The sequence below is a fragment of the Sinorhizobium fredii genome, from assembly GCF_002944405.1.
Lineage (GTDB): Bacteria > Pseudomonadota > Alphaproteobacteria > Rhizobiales > Rhizobiaceae > Sinorhizobium > Sinorhizobium fredii_C.
In genome coordinates, this window is sequence record NZ_CP024310.1 from 740,129 (window position 1) to 763,210 (window position 23,082).

Below are 23,082 nucleotides of genomic sequence, written 5' to 3' on the forward strand. Positions count from 1 at the left end.
AACGTAAATGGAGTCACCTCTATGAAGTCCGCGACTCGCTCGGCCAGTACGGCTTTTTTTATTCCCCAGGAGACCGGTGCGATCCGGCCGATCGGCGGGATATCAAAGCGAAGCTTCGACATTCTCATCGCCATTCTGGCACTGATCGCCCTCAGCCCGCTTTTCCTGCTCGTCATGGCGTTGGTGAAGTTTTCGGACGGCGGCAGCATTTTCTACGGTCATCGCCGCATCGGCCATAACGGCCAGACCTTCAAGTGCCTCAAGTTCCGCACGATGATGGAAAACGGCGACCGGGTCCTGCAGGAATACCTGAAGGCGAATCCCGCCGCCTACGAAGAATGGCGCACCACCCGCAAGCTGCAGGACGATCCGCGCGTTACCGTGGTCGGAAGCATTCTTCGCAAGCTCAGCCTCGACGAACTGCCGCAGCTCATCAACATCATTCGTGGTGAAATGAGCATCGTGGGTCCGCGTCCGGTCGTCGAAGACGAACTGGAGCTCTACGACGCGGCTGCCGAGTTCTATCTGCGCTCGCGTCCCGGCCTGACCGGGCTCTGGCAGATCAGCGGCCGCAACGATGTGTCCTATGCCACTCGGGTGGCCTTCGATACGCATTATGTCCAGAACTGGTCGCTCATTGCCGACCTCGTCATCGTCTTCAAGACCATCCCCGCCGTCTGCCTCTCCCGCGGCAGCTATTGAAACCTTGGCGTCGGCTCGCGGCTGAGCACAACGTCAAGCAACGGGAAATCCCAGATGCAATCGATCAGAGTTCCAGGGGTGCCAGCCGGCTCCCGCAAGCGTTTCCATTTCGCCCGCCTCGCACTCTGCGCGGCGCTTGTCTTATCGGGTGCGGGCATGGCTCGGGCGGACGATTATCGCCTCGGCGTCATGGACAAGTTGCGGATTCGTGTTGCCGAATGGCAGACCGCCGAAGGCGCGGTCCGGGATTGGTCGGCTGTCGGCGGTGAATACACGGTCGGCGCCTCCGGCAAGGTGTCGCTGCCTTTCGTCGGCGATCTGCCTGCATCCGGCCGCACGACCACGGAACTCGCCGAAGAGATCGGCATCAAGATGCAAAAGCTCTTCGGGCTTCGCGACCGGCCGTCAGCCTCGGTTGAGATGGCGCAATACCGTCCGGTCTATCTCTACGGCGAGGTCGAGACGCCAGGCGAATATCCCTATGCCCCCAATCTCACCGTGCTCAAGGCAATCAGCCTTGGCGGCGGACTGCGTCGGGGCCCGACCGGCCAGCGCTTTGCACGCGACTATATCGCCGCGAACGGCGATTCGTCGGTTCAGGTGGCGGAGCGCAACCGACTGCTCATTCGCCGAGCCCGCCTTCAGGCGGAAATTGCCAAGCACGACAAGATCACGTTGCCGGAGGAGCTCAAGAACGTCCCCGGTGTCGACAAGCTGCTCGAAAGCGAGACGGCTCTGATGGTGTCGCGCGACAAGCGGCAGGAACGCCAGCTCGACGCCCTGGCTGATCTCAAATCGCTGCTGCAGAGCGAGATCGACTCGCTGGCGAAGAAATCCGAAACGCAGCAGCGTCAGCTGGAGCTCGCCACCGAGGACCTGGACAAGGTCGACAGCCTTGCCGAAAAGGGCCTGGCGCTCAGCCAGCGCAAGCTCTCGCTCGAGCAGCGGGTGGCGGACGTCCAGTCGCAGCTTCTTGACATCGATACGACCTCGCTGAAGGCCAAGCAGGACGTCAGCAAGGCAACGCAGGACGAATCCAACCTGCGCAACGACTGGGATGCGCAACTCGCCCAGGAACTGCAAAATACCGAAGCCGAACTCGACACGCTGACGCTGAAGCTCGGCACCAGCCGCGATCTGATGACCGAGGCGCTCATGCAATCGGCCGAGGCGGCACAACTGGACGAGCAGGCTGCAAACATCACCTATTCGATCATTCGTGAACAGGACGGAAAGTCGAAGGAGATCGCGGCGACCGAAACGACGCCGGTGCTTCCCGGAGACGTGATCAAGGTCAATGCCGCAGTGGCGATGCGGTGAATGCATGCGGATCCGCAAGGCGAGCCTCATCGACCCTGACGCGAATGGGCTCTACGGCACCGCGGCCGTGGCCCTTTCGCTGTTCGTCTTTGCCTATTCGACCCGTTTCGGACCGATTTCCATCCTCGCCTATTACGGCCTGTGGCTGCCGCTTGTTCTCGTCGACTACCGCAAGGTCCTCGGCAATTACGGCAGGTTCGTCTGGATCTTCGCCTTCGTGATCCTTGCCTGTCTCTCGACGTTCTGGTCGGCCGCGCCCGGCGTGACGGCACGTGCCGGGATCCAGTATCTGAGCCACATCGTTTGCGCGCTCATCGCCATGCGGGTGATCGACATCGGCACGCTCACCCGCGGCGCCATTGCGGGCGTCGCCATCGTGCTCCTCTATTCGCTGCTCTTCGGCGTCCACCATTACGATCCGCTCGACGGCACCTACAGCTTCGTCGGCGCATTCGCTTCCAAGAACCAGCTGGGCTTCTATGCCTCGCTCGGCATCTACTTCGCCTTCATGGCCGTCGTCGTTCTTGGCGAGCGAGGCGTCTGGCGGGCCGCCGCCGGGGGCGCAGGCGCAATCGCCGCCTATTCGCTGTTCGCCTCCCAATCGGCGACCTCGGTGCTGACGACTGTCGCGATCCTCGGGCTTTGTGTCGCCATGCGAGCGATCACGGCGCTCAGGCCCGCGAGCCGGAAAGGGCTCTTTATCGGCGTGGCGGTTTTCGGCGGTGTCGCCGCGGTTGCACTCATCTATGCCGGTGTCATCGATCTCGTGCTGGGCGCATTCGGCAAGGATTCGACGCTCACCGGCCGCACCTATCTGTGGCAGCAAGGAATAGAAGCGGCGCAGGCTTCACCGATCTTCGGCATCGGCTATCAGGCCTATTGGGTGCAGGGATTTTCCGAGGCTGAGCGTCTGTGGGAAGAGTTCTACATTACCGCCCGCTCCGGATTCCACTTTCACAACACCTATATCGAGGCCGCCGTCGAAACCGGACTGGTAGGCCTGATGCTGTTGACGATGCTGCTTCTCACGGCGGTATTCGGGCAATTGAAGCGTCTGCTGTCCGAGGACCGTGACGCGGAGGCCATGGTGCTGTTCGGCATCGCCATGCTCCTTCTCATCCGCTCCTTCGTCGAGATCGACATCATGAACCCGTACCATGTCGGATCCTTCCTGCTTTACTTCACCGCAGGGAAATTGACGGTCGCCCGCCGCCGGCAGGCGGTGACCTGGCTTTGGCCGGGCGACGGGCCCACTCCGGCGTATCGGCCGCGGCCCAGCATGTGACATCACGGTCAGAGGGGACGATGGGGACGATCCGGGCGATTCAGTATCTTCGGGCGGCGGCGGCGCTCGCAGTCGTGATCTTTCACGCCGCCGAAAAGACCGGCCACGATTTTACGATCGGAGCGGCCGGTGTGGACGTCTTCTTTGTCATCAGCGGCTTCATCATGTGGGTCATCAGCGACCGGCGGCCGGTGACCCCCGCGAAATTCATCTCCGATCGCCTCCGCCGCATCGTCCCGATCTACTGGTTTGCGACGGCCGTCATGATCACCGGGGCGCTCGCCGGCTTGTTTCCCACTTTGGTGCTGACCCTCGACCACGTTCTGGCCTCGCTGGTTTTCTTTCCGGCCCGCTCGCCGAGCAGTGGCGAGATTTGGCCGGTGCTCGTGCAGGGCTGGACCCTGAATTTCGAGATGCTCTTCTACGTCGTGTTCGCGGCCTCCCTGCTGCTGCCGCGGCATTGGCGCCTCCCGGCGATTACCGGCCTCTTCGTGGCGCTGGTCACCGTCGGGTTGGTTGCTCCCAGCGAAAATGCTCTCTGGCTGACCTATACGCGGCCGATCATCCTCGAATTCGTCGCCGGCATGATCCTCGGCGAGTTCTGGCTCCGCGGGAAGGTTCCCGGGGCGGCAATCGGTTCTTCATTGATCGCCTGCTCGCTCGGCGGTTTTGCCCTGATCGGGGGCCTTCATCTTTCCTTCGACGAGCGCACGACCGGGCCGCTCGCCGTCCTCCTGGTTCTTGGCGCGCTGTCGCTCGAGGCAAGCGGACGGATGCCGATGCTGAACCTGCCGGACCTGCTCGGCAATGCTTCCTACTCGATCTATCTATGGCATACCTTCGCGATCTCGGTCGTCGCCAAGGCCGGCGGCCTATTGGGTATGCCGTCGGCGATTTCGATGGGCCTGGCGATCCTGGCGGGGACGGTCGCCGGTATCGCAGCCTACGGCCTTGTCGAGCGCCCGCTGCTGCAGCGTGCACGGGCGCCGGCGCCGGCCGTCGCCCTTACCGGGCCTACCGCCCAATAGGCCGGCGAGCCTGCAGGCCTGCTCAGCCGTTTCGGCGCGAATGCCAGTTCCAGGCCGATTCGGTGATTGCCGCCAGGTCGTATTGCGGCTCCCAGCCGAGCACTTGCCGTGCCTTGTCGTTGTTGGCGACGAGCGTCGTCGAGTCGCCCTCGCGGCGGCCGACATAGCTAACATCGAACGGCCGCCTGGAGACCTTCTCGATTGCCCCGAGCAACTCTTTGACGGTTGTCCCCGTGCCGGTGCCCAGATTGAGCTCGACGCTGTCGCCGCCCTCGAGCAGGTAATCGACGGCGCGCACATGCGCATCGGCAAGATCGAGAACATGGATATAGTCGCGCACGCAGGTGCCGTCGCGCGTCTCATAATCCGTTCCGAAGACCTTGAAGCCTTCGCGCCGACCCAGCGCCGCGTCGATCGCCAGCGGAATCGCATGCGTCTCCGGTTCGTGCCATTCGCCGATGCGGCCCTCGAAATCGGCGCCAGCGGCGTTGAAATAACGCAGGATGACGGAGCGCAGGCCCTTGTAGAGGCCGTAGTCCTTGAGCGCCTGCTCGCAGACCCACTTGGTCCGGCCATAGGGGTTGATTGGAGCCTGCTTGTGGGTTTCGTCCATCGGCACGCTGTCGGGCAGGCCGTAAGTGGCGCAGGTGGACGAGAAGACGAAAGCCTCGATGCCGGCGGCAAGCGTCGCCGACAAGAGGGTCAGCGTTCCGATGACATTATTGTCGTAGAAGGCGACCGGATCCTTGACCGATTCGCCGACCTCGATCATCGCCGCGAAATGCAGCACCGCCCGCGGCTGATGGCGGGCCAGCACTTCGTCGAGCCGCCGCCGATCGCGGATGTCGCCCTTCTCCAAAACGCCCCAGCGGACGAATTCCTCGTGGCCGTTGGAAAGATTGTCGTAGACGACCGGGTGATAGCCCTTTTCGGCCAGTCGAAGGCAGGTGTGAGAGCCGATATAGCCGGCACCGCCGACGACGAGGATATTGTTGTTCTGCACGGGCAACCTCAGGAATGACTTTCAGAAACCGGAATGGAGCGCCGTTCGCTTTCGCAACCAATAGCGGCGATTTTTCAACACAATATGTAAGTTCTGCAAAAGATGGCACTCCACACAACGTCGAATGCCGCTTTGCTTCGCAGGCGTCGGCGAAGGGAGTAGGTGACTGTGGCAGACATGCAGCACTTTGCTGTCTCCTGGCCGGAGCACAATATTTGCGCTTGGCTCGATCGGTGTCTTCAACTATAAGCAGTCTTCCGGCAATCAGAACAGGGAGGTTACGATGACAGCCTATTGCTTCTCCCTTAGGGACGGTCCACGATCCTGACCTCGTGACCGGGAGCGCCCGCGCTTCCTGATTGCCGACGGATCCCGCACCGTCCGGCCCCTCCTTTTTCGGAGACGGCGCCGTTTCATCAATGCCGCACGCGCAATCGTTCCGGGCGGCATTCCCTTGCTGATCAGATCTCGGGGCCGGTGCGTTGCCACCGGGCAAATCCTATGGCGTTCACTCGTTTTGCGGCGCGCGATCGTGCCTTCCGCAATGTTTTTCGCTTTTCCTGGGCGCACTGGAAGAAGCAGCCGGTGCGGCTTGCCGGCATCCTTTGCACAGTGCTGCTTGCCACGCTTGCCGATGTCCTGACGCCGCTCTATGCCGGCCGTCTGGTGGATGCGACCGTCTCGGGTGCGGCGAGCGATGCGATCGCATGGAATGCCGCGCTCTCGGCCTTCTTGGTCATGATGGCCCTTTCCCTCGGCGCCATCGTCTTCAAGCACGCCGCGATCACGATCATCGTCAGCCTGACGCTGAGGATGATGTCCGACATCGCGGCCGCTGCGTTCCACCACATTCAGCGCTTCTCCAGCGAATGGCACGCCAACAGCTTCGCCGGCTCGACTGTGCGCAAGGTGACGCGTGGCATGTGGGCGATGGACCTCTTCAACGACACGCTGCTCATCGCGCTGTTTCCCTCGGTCGTGATGCTCATCGGCTCGACGGCGCTGATGGCCTGGCACTGGCCGATCATGGGCGCGATCGTCGGGCTTGGGTCCGTCCTCTTCATAGCCGTCACGGTCTTGCTGTCGCTCGGCTACGTGGCGCCGATGGCGAGCCTTGCCAACAGCTGGGACACGCGTCTTGGCGGTGCGCTCGCCGATGCGGTGAGCTGCAACGCCGTCGTCAAGAGTTTCGGCGCGGAGAAGCGCGAGGAGGCCCGCCTGGCGAAGGTGCTCCGGAAGTGGGAGAACCGCACCCGGCGTACCTGGTCGCGTGCGACGCTGAACGGCACGGCGCAAGGCGCGATGCTGCTGGTGGTCCGCGCAGCCATCATCGGGTCTGCCTTGCTGCTCTGGGCGAAGGGCGAGGCGAGCGCCGGCGACATCACCTTCGTGCTCACCTCCTTCTTCATCCTGCAGGGCTATCTGCGGGAGATCGGCATGGATATCCGGCACCTGCAGCGCTCGGTCAACGACATGGAGGAACTCGTCGCCATTCATGCTCAGCCGCTCGGTGTTGAGGATCGTCCGGGAGCGCGGCCGATTCAGATCGCCGACGGCAAGATCGAGTTCCGCAACGTGACCTTTCATTACGGCGCCCATCGGGCTCCGCTCTATGACGGATTCTCGGTCACCATCCGCGCCGGTGAGCGCGTCGGCCTCGTCGGACATTCCGGGTCGGGGAAGACGACCTTCGTCAAGTTGATCCAGCGGCTGCATGACGTGAAATCGGGCCAGGTTCTGATCGACGGCCAGGACATCGCCGGCAGCATGCAGGCGTCGCTCCGCCAGCAGATCGCCATCGTCCAGCAGGAACCGATCCTGTTCCACCGCTCGCTCGCCGAGAACATCGCGTACGGGCGGCCCGGCGCGACGCAGCACGAGATCGAGGAGGCAGCGCGTCTGGCGAGCGCGCACGACTTCATCTCCGGGCTGCCGAAGAGCTACGCGACGATGGTCGGCGAGCGGGGCGTCAAGCTGTCCGGCGGCGAGCGCCAGCGAGTCGCGATTGCCCGGGCGTTCCTCGCGGATGCGCCGATCCTGATCCTCGACGAAGCGACGTCGAGCCTCGATTCCGAATCCGAGGTGCTGATCCAGAAGGCGATGGAACGGCTGATGACCGGCCGCACGACGCTGGTGATCGCCCATCGGCTGTCGACCGTCAGGGCGCTCGACCGCCTGCTTGTCTTCGATCGGGGCCGCATCGCCGAGGAGGGCGATCACGACACCCTCATCCGCCTCAAGGGCGGCATTTACCGGAGCCTCTTCGAAAGGCAGGCGCTGGAACTGACGAAGGGGCTCGTGCTCAGCGACGGCTGAGGGGGCCTTGCGGCAACCGCCGGCCGGGCAAGGGAAATTTTCTTGCCCGGCCAACAACGCGAACTCGCGGCTGCCGTTCGGCTCGAAACCAGAGCATATCAATTTGACGCGGCGTCGATCCGGGGCGCCAGGCGGTAGATCAGCATCGTATCGTCGTCGACTACGCGTTCGGCGGTCCTGTCGAGGTGGGCTATCAGCGCTTTGTTGTATTCGATGAGCTTGCGCCGCTGCATGTCGCGCGCGTTCTTGGTGATCCCGAACCACGTGGCGTTCTGGGCGCGCAGCGCCTCCAGCGTCGGGATCGCGTCCTCATCCGCAAGCAGCATCGACCAGTCGTTTTCGCCGCCGCCCGGCGGGAAAACCCAGCCGCGGCGACGGCTGTAATAGATCGCCACCGGATCGCCGATCGTGGGGGTAGCGGTGACGACGAGTTCGCCGGGTTGGCTGAGTTCGCTGAGCCGCTCGCCGAGCTTATGGCCGGAATCCGCATAGGGCGTCTTCATCAGCGTGAGCCCGGGTATGCTGCCGCCGACAATGACGACGGCTGTGATCGCCGCCAAACGCAGCGCGCGCGATCGAATACCCCCTGGCCGTTCGCCGCCTATACTGCTCAACAGGATCAGCCCGCGCCCGGCAAGTGCGGCCATCGGCACGTTGAAGATGTGAAAGTTCCAGGGATTGGTCTTGATCTCGCGCGCGGCGAAGAAATAGACGAGCGCCGCGCCGGCGAGCCAGACATGGAAGAACCAGGCCGCGCGGCCGGGTGCCGTTTCAGGTGTCGTCGGCGGTGCGGCCAAGAGTGCGACGCCCGCAAGCATCATCACGGGCAGGGTGAAGAGCCAGTTGCTGGCGATCTTCCAAGTGGCGGGAATGTAGAACCCTTCGCTGACGAACTTGGCAACCCCATCGCTCCAGAGATAACCGCTGCCGGCGATGTGATAGGGCGGATAGTTGGTGCCGAGATAGTGGGCCCAGCGGTAGTAGACGAGAATGAGCGCTCCGGCGATGAGCGAGACAGGTAGGATTTGCAGGATGCGGCGAAGACTGAGCTTGCCTCGCCGCTGCAGGATGAGAAATGTCGCATAGGTCATCGGCACGACGGCTGCGATACCCGGCAGCTTGGCAAGTACGCCGATGGTGGTGATCAGCCCGGCCGCGAGGAGCAGCGGTATTCGGTCGTTCTGCAGATAGGCCACATAGAGCCAGGCGCCGGTTGTCACCAGCGACAACATCGCCGGATCGGGCAGGAAAGAGCGGTCGATCATCACGGCGCCTGGCATGATCGCCAGCAGAAAGGCGCCGGCATGGGCATGGGCAGCGCCCCAGATGCGTTCGATCAGCCGGTCCAGGGCGAAGACGCCCCAGACCCCGAAGGCGATGGCGACGAGCCGCCCGAACATTTCGTCCCAACCGAACACGGCATAAAGCATGGCGGTGATATAGGAGATCACCTGGAGCTCGCGACCCTGGTAGGCGGGTCCCGGCCCCGTCCAGCTCACCTCCGGAAAGAAGATGTTCCAGCTCCGCAGGAAGAAATTGTCAGCCATCATCGCCGTGCTGGCTTCGCGCCAACTGAAGGCGTCGACCAGTGGCTGCTGCACGTCGTGCAAACGGAACAGGGCCGCCAGCACCAGAATCGCGCCAAGAACCACGCCATTGCTGGGCCTGAGACCGAAACCCGACATATACCTTCACCGGCCGAACGATGCAAAACTCTGTATGCGACAGGGACATTTGCGTGCCTCGCTGATTTGGAGCGGCAGCTTCGGTGTCCACAGTCGCGGACACTATAGCCAAGCAATCTCTGATTGTCGCCAGGGTAGCAGCAGAACGAATTGCCCTGGTGCCGGATCCTGGACCTTGTGTCACTGCGCTCATGGTGGAAGTGAATTTCGCTGAGGCGGTATCGAGCTTCACACACACACACAGACAGAGACCTTTCATTTGGACATAAAAGGCTCTAAAAAACCGGCAGGTAACTCCCCGGTCGCAGCCTACCCGGTCAAAACAAGGACACCTGTCATGAAAACCATCGTAATCTGCTCCGGCGGATTGGATTCCGTTTCGCTTGCGCACAAGATCGCGACGGAACATGAGCTCGTCGGCCTCCTGTCGTTCGACTACGGCCAGCGGCACCGCAAGGAACTGGACTTCGCCGCCGCCTGCGCCAGGCGCCTCGGCGTGCCGCACCAGATCATCGACATTCGCGAGATCGGCCGCCATCTCACCGGCTCGGCGCTGACCGACGACGTGGACGTGCCGGACGGCCATTATGCGGAAGAAACGATGAAGACGACGATCGTGCCGAACCGCAACGCCATCATGCTGGCGATCGCCTTCGGCGTTGCGGCTGCCCGCAAGGCCGACGCGGTCGCGGCCGCGGTGCACGGCGGCGACCACTTCATCTATCCCGATTGTCGGCCAGGCTTCATCGCTGCCTTCCAGACGATGCAGAACCATGCGCTGGAGGGATATGCCGACATCACGCTCCATACCCCTTATGTCAACGTCTCGAAGGCCGATATCGTCGCCGATGGCGCGAAGCACGGCACGCCCTTTGCCGAGACCTGGTCCTGCTACAAGGGCGGCGCGCGCCATTGCGGGCGCTGCGGCACCTGCGTCGAGCGCCGCGAGGCCTTCCATCTCGCCGGCGTCGCCGATGCCACAGAATACGAGGATCCGGATTTCTGGGTCGCGGCGACGCGCGCCTTCGCTGCCGCGGAGGTTCGCTGATGTTCCGCATCACCAAGGAGTTCCACTTCTCCGCCTCGCACCAGCTCACGAGCCTGCCGCCCGAGCATCAATGCGCAAGGCTGCACGGGCACAACTATGTCGTCGAAGTGGAGCTTTCGGCCGAAACGCTGAACGAGCACGGCTTCGTGCGCGACTATCACGAGCTTGCGCCACTCAAGCACTATATCGACGAGGCATTCGATCACCGCCATCTGAACGACGTGCTCGGGCACGACCGGGTAACGGCGGAGTGTCTGGCACAGCATTTCTATGAGTGGTGCAAGGCGTGGCTTCCGGAGACAAGCGCCGTGCGCGTCAGCGAGACGGAGAAGACCTGGGCGGAATACCGGCCATGACCGTCACGCGACCGGCCGAGATCCGCGTCAGCGAGATCTTCGGCCCGACCATTCAGGGCGAAGGCGCGCTGATTGGCCTCCCGACGGTGTTCGTCCGGACCGGCGGATGTGACTACCGCTGCTCCTGGTGCGATAGCCTGCATGCCGTCGACAGCGCCTATCGCGACGAGTGGCGGGCAATGACGGTCGAGGAGGTCTGGAGCGAGGTCACCCGGCTCTCCGGAGGCGTGCCGGTGATGGTCTCGCTGTCCGGTGGCAATCCGGCGATCCAGCCGCTCGGGCCGCTGATCGACCGGGGGCATCGGGAAGGCTATCGTTTCGCCCTTGAGACGCAGGGTTCGGTTGCCCGCGACTGGTTCGCCAATCTTGACATGCTGGTCTTGAGCCCGAAGCCGCCCTCGAGCGGCATGGAGACGGACTGGGAGGCCTTCGATGCCTGTCTCCGCTCGTCCAGGGGCAAGCCCCAGACGGCCCTTAAGATCGTCGTCTTCGACGAGGTCGACTATGCCTATGCGCGGTCGGCGGCGGCGCGCCATCCGCAGTTGCCGGTCTATCTGCAGCCGGGCAACCACACGCCGCCACCTCCGGATGACGAGGTTGCGCCGATCGACATCGAGGGCGTGATGGAGAGGATGCGCTGGCTGGTCGACAGGGTGTCCGCCGACAAATGGTTCGAGGTGCGCGTGCTGCCGCAGCTGCATGTGCTCATCTGGGGCAACCGGCGCGGCGTTTAAAGCGCGTCGCCGTCAAGGCGCGCCCTGTGTTGCCAATTCCTTCTCGGGCACGCCCTCAGCGAAGCGCACCGGCTTCAATGCCGGGCCTTCGGCATCCTTGACGAGATGGATGACGCGGGAAAACAGCGCGCCATTGCGCGGCGTGCGGCCGATCTTGATAACCGCCGTTTCCCTGAGGTCGGTTTCGAAGATCGATAGCGCGCGCTTCAGCGCGTCGCTGTCCATCGTCTCCAGTGCTTCATCAATGATCACCCAGCGCGGCCGTTGCAGGAGTATCCGGGCAAAAGCCAGGAGGCGCTGGTCGTCGTCGCTGAGCTCGCGCTCCCACCGGGCTTCCTGGTCGAGGGATGTCGCCAGGTGGTCGAGGCCGACTTTCGTCAGCGCGGCGACGATCTCCGAATCGGCAAAGCCGTTGGAGTGAGGATAGGCAAGCGCATTGCGCAACCGACCCCGCGGGAAATAGGGCGCGCGTGGAATGAAGGCGACGGAATCGTCGACGGGCAAACCGACGCGTCCGCCGCCCCAGGGCCAGAGACCGGCGAGGGCACGGAAGAGCAATGTCTTGCCGGCGCGTGGATCGCCGCTGATGATGACGCGCTGTCCGGCGCCGATCTCGATATGGGGCTCGGCGAGCCTCGTCCGGCCCGACGGGGAAACCACTTCGAGATTGTCGAAGGTCAGGCTGGCTCTGTCGTTCTCGACGAATTCTATCCGCTTTTCCCGGTCGTGCAGCGTGTCCGCCACAATGAGCGCGCGCCGGAATGCGGCAACCCGCAACAGTGTCGCGCGCCAGTCGGCGATCGCACCGATATTGGCCACGAACCATTTGAGCGAAGAGTGCACCTGGTTGAAGGCGCCGACGGCCATCATTAGACCGCCGAAGCTGATATTTCCCGCGAAATAGACGGGTGCGGCGATCAGGATCGGTGCGACGACCGTCACCCAGCCATAGCCGTCCTGCACCCAGGCAAGATTGATCTGGGCGCGATAAATGTTGCGCACGGACCCGAGCACGGAGGAAAGATCGAGTTCCAGACGTCTGCGTTCTCCGTCTTCACCGCCCGCCAGCGATATGGCGTCGATATGCTCGTTGACATGCATCATCGAGAATCGCAGATCCGCCTCTCGGGCATAGCGCTCGCCGTTCAGGCCGACGAGCGGCCGCGCGACCAGCCAGCTCACGCAGGAGGCGGAGCCGGCGTAGAGGATCGCCGCCCAAACCATATAGCCGGGGATCTCCAGTGATCTGTCGCCGATCTGGAAGGCGAATCCGGCTGAGAGCGACCAGAGTACGCCCACGAAGGAGGCGAGCAGGATCGACGATTGCACGAGGCCGAAGCCGAGATCGGTGGTAAGGTCGGCCAGGTGGCCGGCATCCTCCTGCATCCTCTGGTCCGGATTGACGCCAATCGCGCCGCCATTCGCGAGTCGAAAGGCACGGCGCGGCCGCATCCACTGACCGATCAGATCCAATGTCAGTCCTTCACGCAGTTTCAGCCGCACCATCTGGTTGAGCCACTGTTGGGTGACATTGAATATCAAGAGAACGCCGGCGATGACGACGAACAGCAGCAGCTGATAAAAAAAGGCGTTGAGATCGCGCCGCTCGATCGAGTCGAAGAACGGTCGGTACCAGCGGTTGAGAATGATCTGACCGATCGCGGTGACGATGATGACAGCGAGGCTGCCAGTGGTCAGCCACAGGATCGGCTTCAGAAGCGGCGAGGCGACGAAGGCACGCCGCATCATGTCGAACTGCTGCCAGATACTGCTGCCCTCGGGTGGTGCGGCCGGCGATCGGGGCGCGGTCTTCTTGCCGGTCGGTTTCTTCATCGTCAGTTCCTCCCTTCGAAGGGCACAGCCTGTCGGGCCTATCCCGACGGTCGGTACACCGCGCTCATCGGCAAGCACGACGCATCAACAGACGGTTCAGGGTCTTTGCGATCTCGGTCGGTCCTGCAGGAGATGCAGGCTCGCGGCGATACCGAATCAACGAGGTCGATGCCCCGCTCCAGGATCGGCGGCAATTGCTCGTCCTGTAAAAGTCGGAACGGTCGGAGACTGCCGTTGCTAGGACCGCATTCGGGGGCGGGCGGCAGCCCGGGAAAGGCAAGTATACGACTGAATATCCGTAAATGCTGAAATGCAGCCAAATCAGTAACAACCATGTCGCCAGTGTACGGGCAACCGGCCCTCATGGAAACAGGTTTTGATATCAATTGGGGACGCGCAAGGCCGCTGCCGTGATCGCCTTACGAGCGCAATCGTCGCGGTGCGGCGTATTTCGGCTTGTTCATGTTACAACATTGACATAAAACGTTACCGCTTGTCCCAAGGCGCGTGTCACCCGCACTCAACCGCGAATTCGCATAGAATTTAATGCCTAGAGAAGGAGACATTTATGTCCATTTCACCCTCCAGCATTGGCCACAAGCACGCCTCTGCCATAGTCGGCGGCGATATCGCCGCTCGCGTCAGGGCCGCTCGTGAGGCCGTCGGCTACAGTATCGAAGATCTTGCCGTCACCTGTGGTCTCGCCAATGCTGAAATCAGCGAAATTGAAAGCGGCATGGATAATAGTCCGGCAAAACTGAAGCGAATCGCCATAGCCCTTCAGGTGCCGATTTCGGACTTCCTGCCCGGCGAAATCTGATTGAACGACCGGCCGGCGAGATGCGTCGGCCGGGTCGCCCTCCGTTCCCCAATTCTTCTGAGATCGCTCATCGCCTCCGGCTAATGCAGGTGCCGGAGTTTGTCGGGGTTGCGCACGACATAGATCGCGGCGACTCTTCCGTTTTCGATTTCGAGTGCGGTCGTCTGGAGTTCGCCGTCGGCTTCGAGCGTGACGAAGCCCGGCAGACCATTGACGAAGCCGGCGCGAACGAGTTTCGAGCCGTTCTTGCGGAACAATCCCGCCAGATATTCGTGCACCTTCATCACCGCATCATACCCGATGATCGGCCGTATGGCCGCCGACCGCTTGCCGCCGCCGTCGGAATGGAGGCTGACATCGGCCGCCAGCATGGTGCCGAGCGCCTTCATGTCGCCGCTGCGCGATGCGTCGAAGAATGCCTTCGCCAGCTCGAGGCCGCGCTCCTTCTCGACCCGAAAGCGCGGCCGCGCCTCGCGGACATGGGTGCGCGCGCGGGCGGCGAGTTGCCGGCAGGCGGCCGGATCGCGCTCTATGGTCGTCGCGACCTCCTCGAAAGCCAGTCCGAACACGTCATGCAGCAAAAAGGCGGCGCGCTCGAGCGGCGAGAGGCGCTCCAGCGCCAGCATCAGCGGCAAGGTGACGTCCTCCTCTTCCTCCTCTTCCACGACAGGATCGGGGAGCCAGGGCCCCACATAGGTCTCGCGCTGGCGCCGGGCCGATTTCAGCTGATCGAGGCACAGCCGCGTCACGGTGCGACGCAGGAACGCCTCGGGCTCCCTGACCGCGGCGCGGTTGGCCCCCATCCAGCGGATGAAGGCCTCCTGCAGCACGTCCTCGGCATCGGCAACGGAGCCCAGCATACGATAGGCAACGCGCATCAGCTTCGGACGCAGCGGGTCGAAACCCGCCGCTGCATCTTCGTGCCCGGTGACGGCCATCAGGCGACCGCCTTGGCAGCGGCCGCTGCCGCGGCCGGATCGACCCATAGGCCGAAGCCGACCGCGAGGCGGTTCCAGCCGTTGATGACATTGACCATCAGCGTGAGCTTCACCTGCTCCTCCTCCGTGAAGTGAGCCTGCAGGGCCTGGTAGGCGCTTTCATGCACATGTCCTTCCGACAGCCGCGTCAGCGCCTCGGTCCAGCCGAGCGCGGCCCGTTCGCGATCCGTATAGCACGGCGCCTCGCGCCAGGCCGACAGCAGATAGATCCGCTGCTCGGTCTCGCCCTTCGCGCGCGCTTCCGCCGTATGCATGTTGATGCAGTTGGCGCAGGCATTGATCTGCGATGCGCGGATCTTGACGAGTTCGATCAGGCTGGCCTCGAGGCTCGAAGCGACGGCGAGCGAGGTGCTCATCCAGTTCTTCATGAGGGCGGGGGCGGCGGCGAAAGGATCAAGTTTGGCAGTCATGATGGCTTCCTCTTGTTGGTTACCACATCATGACGAGACGGGACCCTGCAAGTGTGACATGGACGCCGACTTTTTTATCTCCCATTGACGGCCTTAGACGTCGAAAAGCGTTAAGGCCATGGGATCGCTCGGATCCCATGGCCTTTGGCACTGGTTCGACAGGGGCGTCTATTCCGGCATATGGCCGTCGGCCAGCCGTCAAAACTCCTCCCAGTCCTCCGCCGCGGCTGCGGCCGTCGCCTTGCCGCCAAAGGCGCCGGCGATCTTCCGGCCGAGGGCGCGGGCAGGAGACGCGACCGGCTTGCTGTCCGGTGTTGCTGCACGGGCTGTCTGCGCGGGAGCCGAGAGCTGGGCGGCGGCGTCGAGCCGGAACTGACCGACGAGGTCGCGCAGTTTCGACGCTTCCTGCGCCAGCGAGACGGCAGCGGCGCTGGACTGCTCCACCATCGCCGCATTCTGCTGCGTCGTCTGGTCCATCTGGTTGACGGCGGTGTTGATTTCGGCAAGCCCGGTCGACTGTTCCCTGGCCGAGATTGCGATTGCTTCCATATGGGCATTGATCTCTACGATGAAGCCGCCGATCGTTTTCAATGCCTCGCCCGTGTCGCGCACCAGCTTGACGCCGCTCCCGACATCGGCGGAGGAGTTCTGGATCAGGCCCTTGATCTCCTTGGCGGCTTGGGCCGAGCGTTGGGCGAGTTCCCGCACTTCCTGGGCGACGACCGCGAAGCCCTTGCCGGCCTCGCCGGCGCGGGCGGCTTCGACGCCGGCATTCAGCGCCAGGAGGTTGGTCTGGAAGGCGATCTCGTCGATCACCCCGATTATGTTGGAGATCTGCTGCGAGCTCTCCTCGATTTTGTTCATCGCCCCTTCTGCCTGGGAAACGACCTCGGCCGAATGAACCGCCGAGTGATTGGCCCGGCTGGCGACGGTGCGGGCTTCCTCGGTACGCTTGGTCGAGTTGCCGACGTTCGCTGTGATCTGGTCCAGGGCCGCGGCGGTTTCTTCCAGCGAGGCGGCCTGCTGCTCGGTGCGCTGGGAAAGATCGTTCGCACCCGACGAAATCTCCCTCGTGCCATTGTCCATGCTGTGCACCGAGACGGCGACGGCACTGATGGTGCGGCTCAGTTGATCGACCGTCGCGTTGAAATCGGCGCGAAGGGGCTCGTATTCGGCCGCGAAGGCTGCATTGATCCGGCAGGCGAGGTCGCCATGGGCGAGCCGCTTCAATGCGTCGCCAAGCGTCGACGTCGCGAGACGCAATTGCTCCGCCTCGCGAGCGGTCCGCTCCTGCTCCGCCTGACGGTTGCGCTCGGCCGTGGCCCGCATCTCCTCGGACTGGCCCTCCAGTTCGCGAGCCTTGAGGCCATTGTCCTTGAAGACCTGAACGGCCGCGGCCATCTTGCCGATCTCGTCGCGGCGCTCGGTTCCCTCGACGTCAACGTCGAGATTGCCGCCGGCGAGAACCGCCATCAGGTCGCGAAGGGCGTTGATCGGTTTCACGATCCACGAATTTACAGCAAAATAGGAGGCTGTCAGAACAAGGGCGAGCCCACCGAACAGGATCAGGAGCGTATTGTTGCTGGTTGATGTCGAAACGATCGTGAGGTCGTCGCTGGCCTTGAGTGCGGCCTGCTCCAAAGTCCGTGTCTCGGTGACGATTTGCTCGGCCAGTTGTGGAAAGCCGGGTTGGCATTCGGTCGCGAATGTCTTGACCGCCGACATCGTTTCCATTGCATTCGTCGTTTTCGATCCTTGATCGAGGGCTCGTGCGCACTGCTTTTCAAGGATGTCCAGACCAGCCTGCTTGAATTCCGGGATATGTTTGTTCTCGGGACTTGCCTGCGCGGCGACGTCCATCAGTTCCGAGAAAGTCTGCTTGGCCCCGGCCAGTTCGGAGTTGGCTTGCTCGACCGCCTTGGGATCGGTCAGCATGATGCTGTCGGCAATCGCTGCTCGGGCTCGCTGCAAGGCCCGGCCCGCCGAGGCCATGTTTTGCGCTGCGCGAACCTGCTCGACGAGCAAATTCGAATAGCCGCCGTCAATCTTCATGATCTGTATTGAGGCGTAGAAGCCGGTGCCTAACGAAAACAAACCGAAGGCGCCGAGGATGACCAGCATCTTGAGAATAGTCGACCAATTTTTCATTGCCTTGTCCTGAGCACGAATGAGAGAGGTTGGAGAGGCCCCTCAAATCATTCGAGCGGCAGGAGTCGCGAGAGGCTGCCTGAGGCAGCATTGGCGCCACGTTTCCGCATCAAGAGGTTGCGAAGATTAATGAAGCTTCACAGCTTTACCGAGAAGGCAGCGAAACCCTCGCGAATTGGATAGGAATGCGGAAATCGGATAGCTCCCTGTCTTGCCCCGCCGCCTGCAGTGGCGGGGCAGTGTCTCCGAGCGCTCGGGCGGCTCACTGCGATTTTTGCGGGTCGTCAGCCGGATTGACATACTTGATGCCCCACGGACCGTTGGTGGTAATCTGCACCACGGTCTCTTCATCGAAATAGGCAAAATGGGCCATGTTGGGCGGCAAGGCGAAGAAACTGCCTGCCGGCAATGCCTTGGCGGCACTCCGATCGGCCGTTTCGCCCATTCCCAGATTAATGGTCCCTGATATGACCGTGACCACTTCGTCCGCCGGATGCGTGTGCGGTGCGACCACATAGCCGGACGGGGCCTTCAGCCGAAGGGCGAACAAGCCTTCCTTGCTGGGATCGCCGAACAGGACTGCAATTTCTGCTCCGGCGGGCAATATCTTTGGCGCCGGCGCCCACTTGACATCACCGGGAGCGATCATTGTGTGCGCATCCTCTGCCGAGGCAAAGGTGACGATCCCGAAGAATACGGGCAATCCGACTGCACATATCGATGCGATTTTCATGATGGACCTCCCTCTGGCGCAGCCGCCCTGGCTGGGCGCCGGGGCGGGCTCGCGAAACGTTTGAGGGTAAGCCCGCAGGCACCCTCCGGGCAAGCGTTCCCGATCATCGAGGAACCTTGCGCATACGCCAGTCCGTCGCCTAACCTGTAGTAAGCGGCAGGCGTTGTGTTTACAGATACGACAAATAGGGATATCTATTATCCGTAATAGCTGTCGATCAGCATCGACCCGGTAATTTTCGATGATCCTGAAAAGTCAAGTGGAATGGGCACTGCATTGTTGCGCCATTCTCGCCGGCCTGCCCAAGGGCCGCTATCTGTCGACCAAGGCACTTGCCGAATTCCATGGGGTCCCGAAGGAATACCTATCCAAGGCGCTGCAAAGCCTGTCGCAGGCCGGGCTTGTGCATACGACGCTCGGACCTTCGGGCGGCTACCGTCTGGCCAGGACACCGGACGAGCTGACGTTCCTTGATATCGTCGAGGCGGTGGAGGGCAAGGCACGCACCTTCGTCTGCAACAATATCCGCGCCAACAACCCGTGCCGCCCGCAAGGCTATTGCGAAAGCGCCCCTTGCGCGGTGGCGCGTGTGATGTGGGAGGCAGACGAAGCATGGCGCGAAAAGCTCCGAAGTGTGCAACTGTCGGATCTCATCGACACCTTGGCTAAGGAGGTTCCGGCGGAGCTTTGGAAAAAAAGCTTCGAGTGGGTTCTAGAGCGTGCCGGTTGAGCGCGAACCCATGACGGCCTGCGGTTCTTTGTCCGGCGAAGTGAGCGCGTAGAGATAACTCTGGGGCGGCAGTGCGAAGGAGAGGCCACTTTCCTTGCAGTGACGGTCGACCTGATCGATGACTTCGTTTCTCGCCGCCGTTCGGTTGGCCGGACCAGCTACGCGAAACAGCAGCTCCGCTTCGATCGCCACAGCGTCGATTGCCTTGAGACCGACGCTGGGCGGCGGGTCCTGGACGATCCGCTGGCAGTCTTCGAGCGCGGTTCGCAGCACCTCCTCGACAAAGTGCGGCACATGCGTTGCCGCGATACGGACGGTCACGAAGATCTGATGCGTCTCGTCCGGGCGGCTGAGGTTGGTCAATCCAACCTTCGCCAGCGCGCTGTTCGGCAGGACGATGACATTGTTGGCGAGCGTGAGCAGATGGGTGGAACGCCAATTGTTTTCGACGACACGCCCTTCGGTTCCGTCGTCGAGCTGTATCCAGTCGCCGATGGCGAAGGGACGGCCAAGCGTCAGTGCGACGCCGGAGAACAGGTCGCCAAGCGTATTCTGCAGGGCAAGGCCGAGGATAATGGCGACTACGCCGGAGGTTGCCGTCAGCGTGCCGATCGGCGCACCGAAGACGAAGCCCATGATGGACAGTGCCACACCCAGATAGACGATGCCGATGATCAGGTCCTGAAACAGGCGCGCTTCCCGCGGCCTGCGGTCGAGCACGATGTAGATGCGCACGAATCCGATGGTCGCCCAGGCGAGATGCGTCCACCAGAGAACTCTTGCAGACGTCGCCAGGAATGCAGCGAGCCCGTTCAGATGTGCCTCGTCCACCCGGTGCGGCTGGATCCCGCTGAAGCCGAGTGTGGCGGTCATGGCGGTGAAAAACAGAATCTGGACGATCAACCGCGCGGTCGGACGCCCGCGCCCCTGCAGATGCCACACGACAATGCCGGCAATCCCAAGCAGATTGATCAGCAGGAACGGCAGAGAAAGAGGATCGGCGAACATGGCGGGCTCACTTGCAAGGATGTCCGGATCAAAAGCGGGCCGGATGCGCCGCATGCGGCCCCACTTCAAGTCATTTCTCGATCGGGAAGGTCAACTCCTTCTGAGCGGTATCGACGACGAAGACCGCCAGCAGTTTGGCCGGCTTCGTCTCGCTGCCGTTTGCGCTCACGTCGTGACGGTCGCCGGGCATCTCAGAAAAACTCTCACCTGCCTGGTAGACCTTGGCCGGTCCGCCATTCACCTGGCTGCGGATGGATCCTTCGAGAACCGTTGCGTAGATGAAGGCGGAGCTCGGATGGGTGTGGGCTTCGGAAAACCCGCCGGGACCATATTCGACCAGAACGCCCCTGATGCTCTTGCCCGGAACGTTCGGCAGTTGATGCTCATAGACGAGCGTAACCTTGTTGGCCTTGCCGGCGGGAGTGTCATGGGCCGCGGCAGACCCGGAAATCACTGCCGTGGCTGTCACGGCGGCGACGATCGACTTCATCATCTCAAAGCTCCTGCATGGGTTGGACAGTGCGCCCGGGGGGGGCACTGCGCGCCGGCATCCGGTCATTTCCGTGCCGAGGTTGCGAACCAATGTTCGAAATTGATCCGGCCAAGACGCGGATTGTTGTCGGAAACGAGCGAGCCGTCCTCCAGCCGGGCTCCGAAGTAGCGTGCCTCGGGATCCGGCGTGACCTTACGGGCGTCGCCACTTGCCTTGAGATAGCGACCGACGAGGTCGCTCAGCCGCGACCGCTCGGGGCCGGCAATCTCAATCGTGCCGTTGACCGGCCGAGCAAGGGCAACGTCCGCCATGGCATCGGCGACGTCGTCGGAGGCGATCGGTTGCACATAGGCTGGCGACAGATGCACCGTGTCGCCGACGGTGCCGGACTGGGCGATACCGCCGAGGAACTCCATGAACTGAGTCGAGTGAACGATCGTGTAGGGAACGCCTGAACCCTTGATCAGCCGTTCCTGAGCAAGCTTGGCGCGGAAATAGCCGCTCTCCTGCAGGCGTTCCGTACCGACAACCGAAAGCGCGATGTGGTGCTTGACCCCGGCCGCTTTTTCCGCCGCAAGCAGATTGCGGCTAGACGTCTCGAAGAACTCCATCACCGCCTCGTCTTCGAAAGACGGCGAGTTTGCGAGGTCGATCACCACGTCGGTGCCCGCAAGCGCTTCGGCAAGTCCTTCGCCGGTGATGGTGTTGACGCCCGTGTTTGGAGAGGCGGCGATCACCTCATGACCCTGCTTGCGCAGGCGCTCGACTGTCTTCGAACCGATGAGGCCGGTTCCCCCTATGATGACGATTTTCATAAAAACACCTCCGTTGCGGCAGCATTCGCGCCGCGTTGCTAGACGGGTCAGCGAAGGGCACAGAGTTAGTTCAGGCCGGCCTTGTCGAGACCGTAGAGCTTGTCGGCGGAACCGGGCACGTTCTTGAAGGAGATGCTGGCGCGATTCCATGCATTGATGACCATGATCGAGAACGTCAGGTCCGAGATTTCCTTCTCTGAAAGCTGGCCGCGCACCCGCTCATAGAGTTCGTCGGGGATGCCGCCTTCGGGCAGCCTCGTTACGGCTTCGGTCCAGGCAAGTGCGGCGCGCTCGCGGGGGATGAAAAGGTTCGACTCGCGCCAGATTGCAATGTGGTAAAGACGCAACTCGCTTTCGCCGTGAATTTTAGCTTCCTTCACATGCATGTCGAGGCAAAATCCGCAGCCGTTGATCTGCGATGCGCGGATATTGACGAGATCTCGGATCGTCTGATCGATGACGCTGTCTTTCAGGGTTATGCTGAGTTCCGAAAGCTTCTTGAAAAGCTCCGGCGATTGCTGGGCGTAGTTCAGGCGCTGGGTCATTGTTCTCTCCTCAATCAAGGATACCTGATATCCTTATGGATAGAGAATATCCGTAATATCTGGACAGTAAAGCCCTCGCCCCCTAAGCTGCCGACATAAGGCTTATGCGGGAAAGTATGGGGACGAGGATGGACATCGTATCCGCACTGCGAACCTTCCTCCGGGTCGCCGAGACTGGCTCGTTTTCCGCAGCCGCGGTCGACCTTAATCTGACGCAGCCGGCCGTCTCCCGGCAGGTATCGGCACTGGAAGCGCATTTGAACACCCGCCTTCTGCACCGCACGACAAGCGCAGTCGCCCTGACGGCCGAAGGCGAGCAGATCATTCCGATGGCGCTCAAGGTGGTCGAGGCGGTGGACGCGCTCGGCGACACCACCGGTGCCGATGGAACGATGGCTTCTGGCAAGGTACGGCTCACACTACCCGCGCCGCTCGGGCTTTATGTGAGCGACCGCCTCGCGAGCCTTATTGCCGGCCATCCCGGGCTCGCCGTCGAAATGATCTTCCGAGAGGAGCCGTCGGATCTGGTCGGGGAAGGGATTGATCTCGAGGTGCGCCTGGGGCCGGTCACGGACAGCAGCCTGGTGTGCCGCCGGATCGGCTGGACGACTGCCTTCCTCGTCGCAGCGCCCACCTACCTGGAAGGCCAAACGGGACCGCAATCGCCAGGCGATCTCACCGCCCATGAATGCATCTGCTACCGCCGGGCCGGCGACGGTCGTACCTGGTCGTTTTCCAACGGGGCGGACGAGATTGCCGTACGGATTGCACCTCGGTTGATCGCCAACAATGCAGTGGCCGTCCATCGCGCGACGCTGGCCGGCAGCGGCCTTGCGGTGCTTTCCCATATCCTCGCTTGCCCGGACATCGAGGCGGGCAGGTTGGTGAATGTGATGCCGGAGTTCCCACCGACTCGCCTGCCGATCAATGTCGTCTATCCATCGCGCCGCAACATGCCGCTGCGCGTCAGGACCGTCCTCGACTTCCTGATCGAGGCCGTCCGCCAAGATCCGTTGATGGTGTCCTGATTCGCCGCGTGAGTGCGGGCCTCCATCGCTGCGTCCAGGCCGAA

The 23,082-nt window shown here is 62.5% G+C and carries 22 protein-coding genes; 11 read left to right on the forward strand and 11 right to left on the reverse strand.

The window, feature by feature from the left end; translation table 11 throughout:
* Positions 1 to 21: 21 nt before the first annotated feature.
* From exoY to NXT3_RS27260, 4 genes are read left to right on the forward strand one after another with little or no spacing between them, the layout of a single operon-like run.
* A complete protein-coding gene (exoY, locus tag NXT3_RS27245) occupies positions 22 to 702 on the forward strand; it encodes an exopolysaccharide production protein ExoY (protein WP_097525891.1) in 681 nt (226 codons plus the stop codon).
* A 54-nt stretch (positions 703 to 756) separates the two neighbouring features.
* Positions 757 to 2,022 (forward strand): polysaccharide biosynthesis/export family protein, encoded by a 1,266-nt coding sequence (locus tag NXT3_RS27250; protein WP_097525892.1) that lies wholly within the window; start codon positions 757 to 759, stop codon positions 2,020 to 2,022.
* A 4-nt stretch (positions 2,023 to 2,026) separates the two neighbouring features.
* On the forward strand, positions 2,027 to 3,307 hold the full coding sequence (locus NXT3_RS27255) for an O-antigen ligase family protein (protein ID WP_104841412.1): 1,281 nt from the start codon (positions 2,027 to 2,029) through the stop codon (positions 3,305 to 3,307).
* Between the two features lie 20 nt (positions 3,308 to 3,327).
* On the forward strand, positions 3,328 to 4,335 hold the full coding sequence (locus NXT3_RS27260; RefSeq protein ID WP_104841036.1) for an acyltransferase family protein: 1,008 nt from the start codon (positions 3,328 to 3,330) through the stop codon (positions 4,333 to 4,335).
* A 22-nt stretch (positions 4,336 to 4,357) separates the two neighbouring features.
* On the opposite strand, the gene galE is transcribed toward NXT3_RS27260, so the two are convergent.
* Positions 4,358 to 5,338, reverse strand: coding sequence for a UDP-glucose 4-epimerase GalE (gene galE, locus NXT3_RS27265; RefSeq protein ID WP_097525982.1), 981 nt, complete (start codon positions 5,336 to 5,338; stop codon positions 4,358 to 4,360).
* A 501-nt stretch (positions 5,339 to 5,839) separates the two neighbouring features.
* On the opposite strand from galE, the gene NXT3_RS27275 reads away from it, so the two are divergent.
* On the forward strand, positions 5,840 to 7,654 hold the full coding sequence (locus NXT3_RS27275; RefSeq protein ID WP_104841037.1) for an ABC transporter ATP-binding protein: 1,815 nt from the start codon (positions 5,840 to 5,842) through the stop codon (positions 7,652 to 7,654).
* 98 nt (positions 7,655 to 7,752) lie between these two features.
* On the opposite strand, the gene NXT3_RS27280 is transcribed toward NXT3_RS27275, so the two are convergent.
* Positions 7,753 to 9,339 (reverse strand): ArnT family glycosyltransferase, encoded by a 1,587-nt coding sequence (locus NXT3_RS27280; RefSeq protein WP_104841038.1) that lies wholly within the window; start codon positions 9,337 to 9,339, stop codon positions 7,753 to 7,755.
* 337 nt (positions 9,340 to 9,676) lie between these two features.
* On the opposite strand from NXT3_RS27280, the gene queC reads away from it, so the two are divergent.
* The 3 genes from queC to queE are packed head-to-tail and all read left to right on the forward strand — an operon-like array spanning position 9,677 to position 11,477.
* Positions 9,677 to 10,387, forward strand: a complete 711-nt coding sequence (gene queC, locus NXT3_RS27285; protein WP_097525896.1) for a 7-cyano-7-deazaguanine synthase QueC — start codon at positions 9,677 to 9,679, stop codon at positions 10,385 to 10,387.
* Positions 10,387 to 10,743: a 6-carboxytetrahydropterin synthase QueD gene (queD, locus tag NXT3_RS27290; protein ID WP_097525897.1), complete on the forward strand. Its 357-nt coding sequence runs from the start codon at positions 10,387 to 10,389 to the stop codon at positions 10,741 to 10,743. The genes queC and queD overlap by 1 nt, the downstream gene beginning before the upstream one ends.
* Complete coding sequence (gene queE, locus NXT3_RS27295; RefSeq protein WP_097525898.1) at positions 10,740 to 11,477, forward strand: 7-carboxy-7-deazaguanine synthase QueE; 738 nt, start codon at positions 10,740 to 10,742, stop codon at positions 11,475 to 11,477. The genes queD and queE overlap by 4 nt, the downstream gene beginning before the upstream one ends.
* 12 nt (positions 11,478 to 11,489) lie before the next feature.
* On the opposite strand, the gene NXT3_RS27300 is transcribed toward queE, so the two are convergent.
* Positions 11,490 to 13,310: an ABC transporter ATP-binding protein/permease gene (locus NXT3_RS27300; RefSeq protein WP_037419417.1), complete on the reverse strand. Its 1,821-nt coding sequence runs from the start codon at positions 13,308 to 13,310 to the stop codon at positions 11,490 to 11,492.
* Positions 13,311 to 13,878: 568 nt separating this feature from the next.
* Here NXT3_RS27300 and NXT3_RS27305 point away from each other — a divergent pair.
* The gene (locus NXT3_RS27305; protein WP_037419419.1) at positions 13,879 to 14,130 is read left to right on the forward strand and encodes a helix-turn-helix domain-containing protein; all 252 of its coding nucleotides are present in this window, start codon (positions 13,879 to 13,881) and stop codon (positions 14,128 to 14,130) included.
* 80 nt (positions 14,131 to 14,210) lie between these two features.
* Here NXT3_RS27305 and NXT3_RS27310 read toward each other — a convergent pair whose 3' ends face one another.
* From NXT3_RS27310 to NXT3_RS27325, 4 genes are all read right to left on the reverse strand, one after another.
* The gene (locus tag NXT3_RS27310; protein WP_104841039.1) at positions 14,211 to 15,068 is read right to left on the reverse strand and encodes a sigma-70 family RNA polymerase sigma factor; all 858 of its coding nucleotides are present in this window, start codon (positions 15,066 to 15,068) and stop codon (positions 14,211 to 14,213) included.
* Positions 15,068 to 15,538, reverse strand: a complete 471-nt coding sequence (locus tag NXT3_RS27315) for a carboxymuconolactone decarboxylase family protein (RefSeq protein ID WP_097525899.1) — start codon at positions 15,536 to 15,538, stop codon at positions 15,068 to 15,070. Before NXT3_RS27315 ends, NXT3_RS27310 begins: the two co-directional genes overlap by 1 nt.
* 198 nt (positions 15,539 to 15,736) lie before the next feature.
* Positions 15,737 to 17,686 carry a methyl-accepting chemotaxis protein gene (locus NXT3_RS27320; RefSeq protein WP_104841040.1) on the reverse strand — a complete coding sequence of 650 codons (1,950 nt, stop codon included), beginning with the start codon at positions 17,684 to 17,686 and terminating at the stop codon, positions 15,737 to 15,739.
* A 262-nt stretch (positions 17,687 to 17,948) separates the two neighbouring features.
* Positions 17,949 to 18,419, reverse strand: a complete 471-nt coding sequence (locus tag NXT3_RS27325) for a cupin domain-containing protein (RefSeq protein ID WP_037419431.1) — start codon at positions 18,417 to 18,419, stop codon at positions 17,949 to 17,951.
* Positions 18,420 to 18,660: 241 nt separating this feature from the next.
* On the opposite strand from NXT3_RS27325, the gene NXT3_RS27330 reads away from it, so the two are divergent.
* Positions 18,661 to 19,149: an RrF2 family transcriptional regulator gene (locus NXT3_RS27330; protein WP_037380395.1), complete on the forward strand. Its 489-nt coding sequence runs from the start codon at positions 18,661 to 18,663 to the stop codon at positions 19,147 to 19,149.
* Here the strand turns inward: NXT3_RS27330 and NXT3_RS27335 are convergent.
* From NXT3_RS27335 to NXT3_RS27350, 4 genes are all read right to left on the reverse strand, one after another.
* On the reverse strand, positions 19,132 to 20,157 hold the full coding sequence (locus tag NXT3_RS27335; RefSeq protein ID WP_037419437.1) for a mechanosensitive ion channel family protein: 1,026 nt from the start codon (positions 20,155 to 20,157) through the stop codon (positions 19,132 to 19,134). The genes NXT3_RS27330 and NXT3_RS27335 overlap by 18 nt on opposite strands.
* 70 nt (positions 20,158 to 20,227) lie before the next feature.
* Positions 20,228 to 20,650, reverse strand: a complete 423-nt coding sequence (locus tag NXT3_RS27340) for a cupin domain-containing protein (RefSeq protein WP_097525900.1) — start codon at positions 20,648 to 20,650, stop codon at positions 20,228 to 20,230.
* Between the two features lie 62 nt (positions 20,651 to 20,712).
* Positions 20,713 to 21,465 (reverse strand): SDR family oxidoreductase, encoded by a 753-nt coding sequence (locus NXT3_RS27345; RefSeq protein WP_037419443.1) that lies wholly within the window; start codon positions 21,463 to 21,465, stop codon positions 20,713 to 20,715.
* Positions 21,466 to 21,530: 65 nt separating this feature from the next.
* Complete coding sequence (locus NXT3_RS27350; RefSeq protein WP_097525901.1) at positions 21,531 to 22,010, reverse strand: carboxymuconolactone decarboxylase family protein; 480 nt, start codon at positions 22,008 to 22,010, stop codon at positions 21,531 to 21,533.
* Between the two features lie 128 nt (positions 22,011 to 22,138).
* Here NXT3_RS27350 and NXT3_RS27355 point away from each other — a divergent pair, with 128 nt between their 5' ends.
* On the forward strand, positions 22,139 to 23,038 hold the full coding sequence (locus NXT3_RS27355; protein ID WP_104841041.1) for a LysR family transcriptional regulator: 900 nt from the start codon (positions 22,139 to 22,141) through the stop codon (positions 23,036 to 23,038).
* Positions 23,039 to 23,082 lie beyond the last annotated feature (44 nt).

Bases quoted from the DNA above. Each gene is read 5' to 3' on its own strand.
- exoY (WP_097525891.1), top strand. From the start codon at position 22: ATGAAGTCCGCGACTCGCTCGGCCAGTACGGCTTTTTTTATTCCCCAG.
- NXT3_RS27250 (WP_097525892.1), top strand. From the start codon at position 757: ATGCAATCGATCAGAGTTCCAGGGGTGCCAGCCGGCTCCCGCAAGCGT.
- NXT3_RS27255 (WP_104841412.1), top strand. From the start codon at position 2,027: ATGCGGATCCGCAAGGCGAGCCTCATCGACCCTGACGCGAATGGGCTC.
- NXT3_RS27260 (WP_104841036.1), top strand. From the start codon at position 3,328: ATGGGGACGATCCGGGCGATTCAGTATCTTCGGGCGGCGGCGGCGCTC.
- NXT3_RS27275 (WP_104841037.1), top strand. From the start codon at position 5,840: ATGGCGTTCACTCGTTTTGCGGCGCGCGATCGTGCCTTCCGCAATGTT.
- NXT3_RS27280 (WP_104841038.1), bottom strand. From the start codon at position 9,339: ATGTCGGGTTTCGGTCTCAGGCCCAGCAATGGCGTGGTTCTTGGCGCG.
- queC (WP_097525896.1), top strand. From the start codon at position 9,677: ATGAAAACCATCGTAATCTGCTCCGGCGGATTGGATTCCGTTTCGCTT.
- queD (WP_097525897.1), top strand. From the start codon at position 10,387: ATGTTCCGCATCACCAAGGAGTTCCACTTCTCCGCCTCGCACCAGCTC.
- queE (WP_097525898.1), top strand. From the start codon at position 10,740: ATGACCGTCACGCGACCGGCCGAGATCCGCGTCAGCGAGATCTTCGGC.
- NXT3_RS27300 (WP_037419417.1), bottom strand. From the start codon at position 13,310: ATGAAGAAACCGACCGGCAAGAAGACCGCGCCCCGATCGCCGGCCGCA.
- NXT3_RS27305 (WP_037419419.1), top strand. From the start codon at position 13,879: ATGTCCATTTCACCCTCCAGCATTGGCCACAAGCACGCCTCTGCCATA.
- NXT3_RS27310 (WP_104841039.1), bottom strand. From the start codon at position 15,068: ATGGCCGTCACCGGGCACGAAGATGCAGCGGCGGGTTTCGACCCGCTG.
- NXT3_RS27315 (WP_097525899.1), bottom strand. From the start codon at position 15,538: ATGACTGCCAAACTTGATCCTTTCGCCGCCGCCCCCGCCCTCATGAAG.
- NXT3_RS27320 (WP_104841040.1), bottom strand. From the start codon at position 17,686: ATGAAAAATTGGTCGACTATTCTCAAGATGCTGGTCATCCTCGGCGCC.
- NXT3_RS27325 (WP_037419431.1), bottom strand. From the start codon at position 18,419: ATGAAAATCGCATCGATATGTGCAGTCGGATTGCCCGTATTCTTCGGG.
- NXT3_RS27330 (WP_037380395.1), top strand. From the start codon at position 18,661: ATGATCCTGAAAAGTCAAGTGGAATGGGCACTGCATTGTTGCGCCATT.
- NXT3_RS27335 (WP_037419437.1), bottom strand. From the start codon at position 20,157: ATGTTCGCCGATCCTCTTTCTCTGCCGTTCCTGCTGATCAATCTGCTT.
- NXT3_RS27340 (WP_097525900.1), bottom strand. From the start codon at position 20,650: ATGATGAAGTCGATCGTCGCCGCCGTGACAGCCACGGCAGTGATTTCC.
- NXT3_RS27345 (WP_037419443.1), bottom strand. From the start codon at position 21,465: ATGAAAATCGTCATCATAGGGGGAACCGGCCTCATCGGTTCGAAGACA.
- NXT3_RS27350 (WP_097525901.1), bottom strand. From the start codon at position 22,010: ATGACCCAGCGCCTGAACTACGCCCAGCAATCGCCGGAGCTTTTCAAG.
- NXT3_RS27355 (WP_104841041.1), top strand. From the start codon at position 22,139: ATGGACATCGTATCCGCACTGCGAACCTTCCTCCGGGTCGCCGAGACT.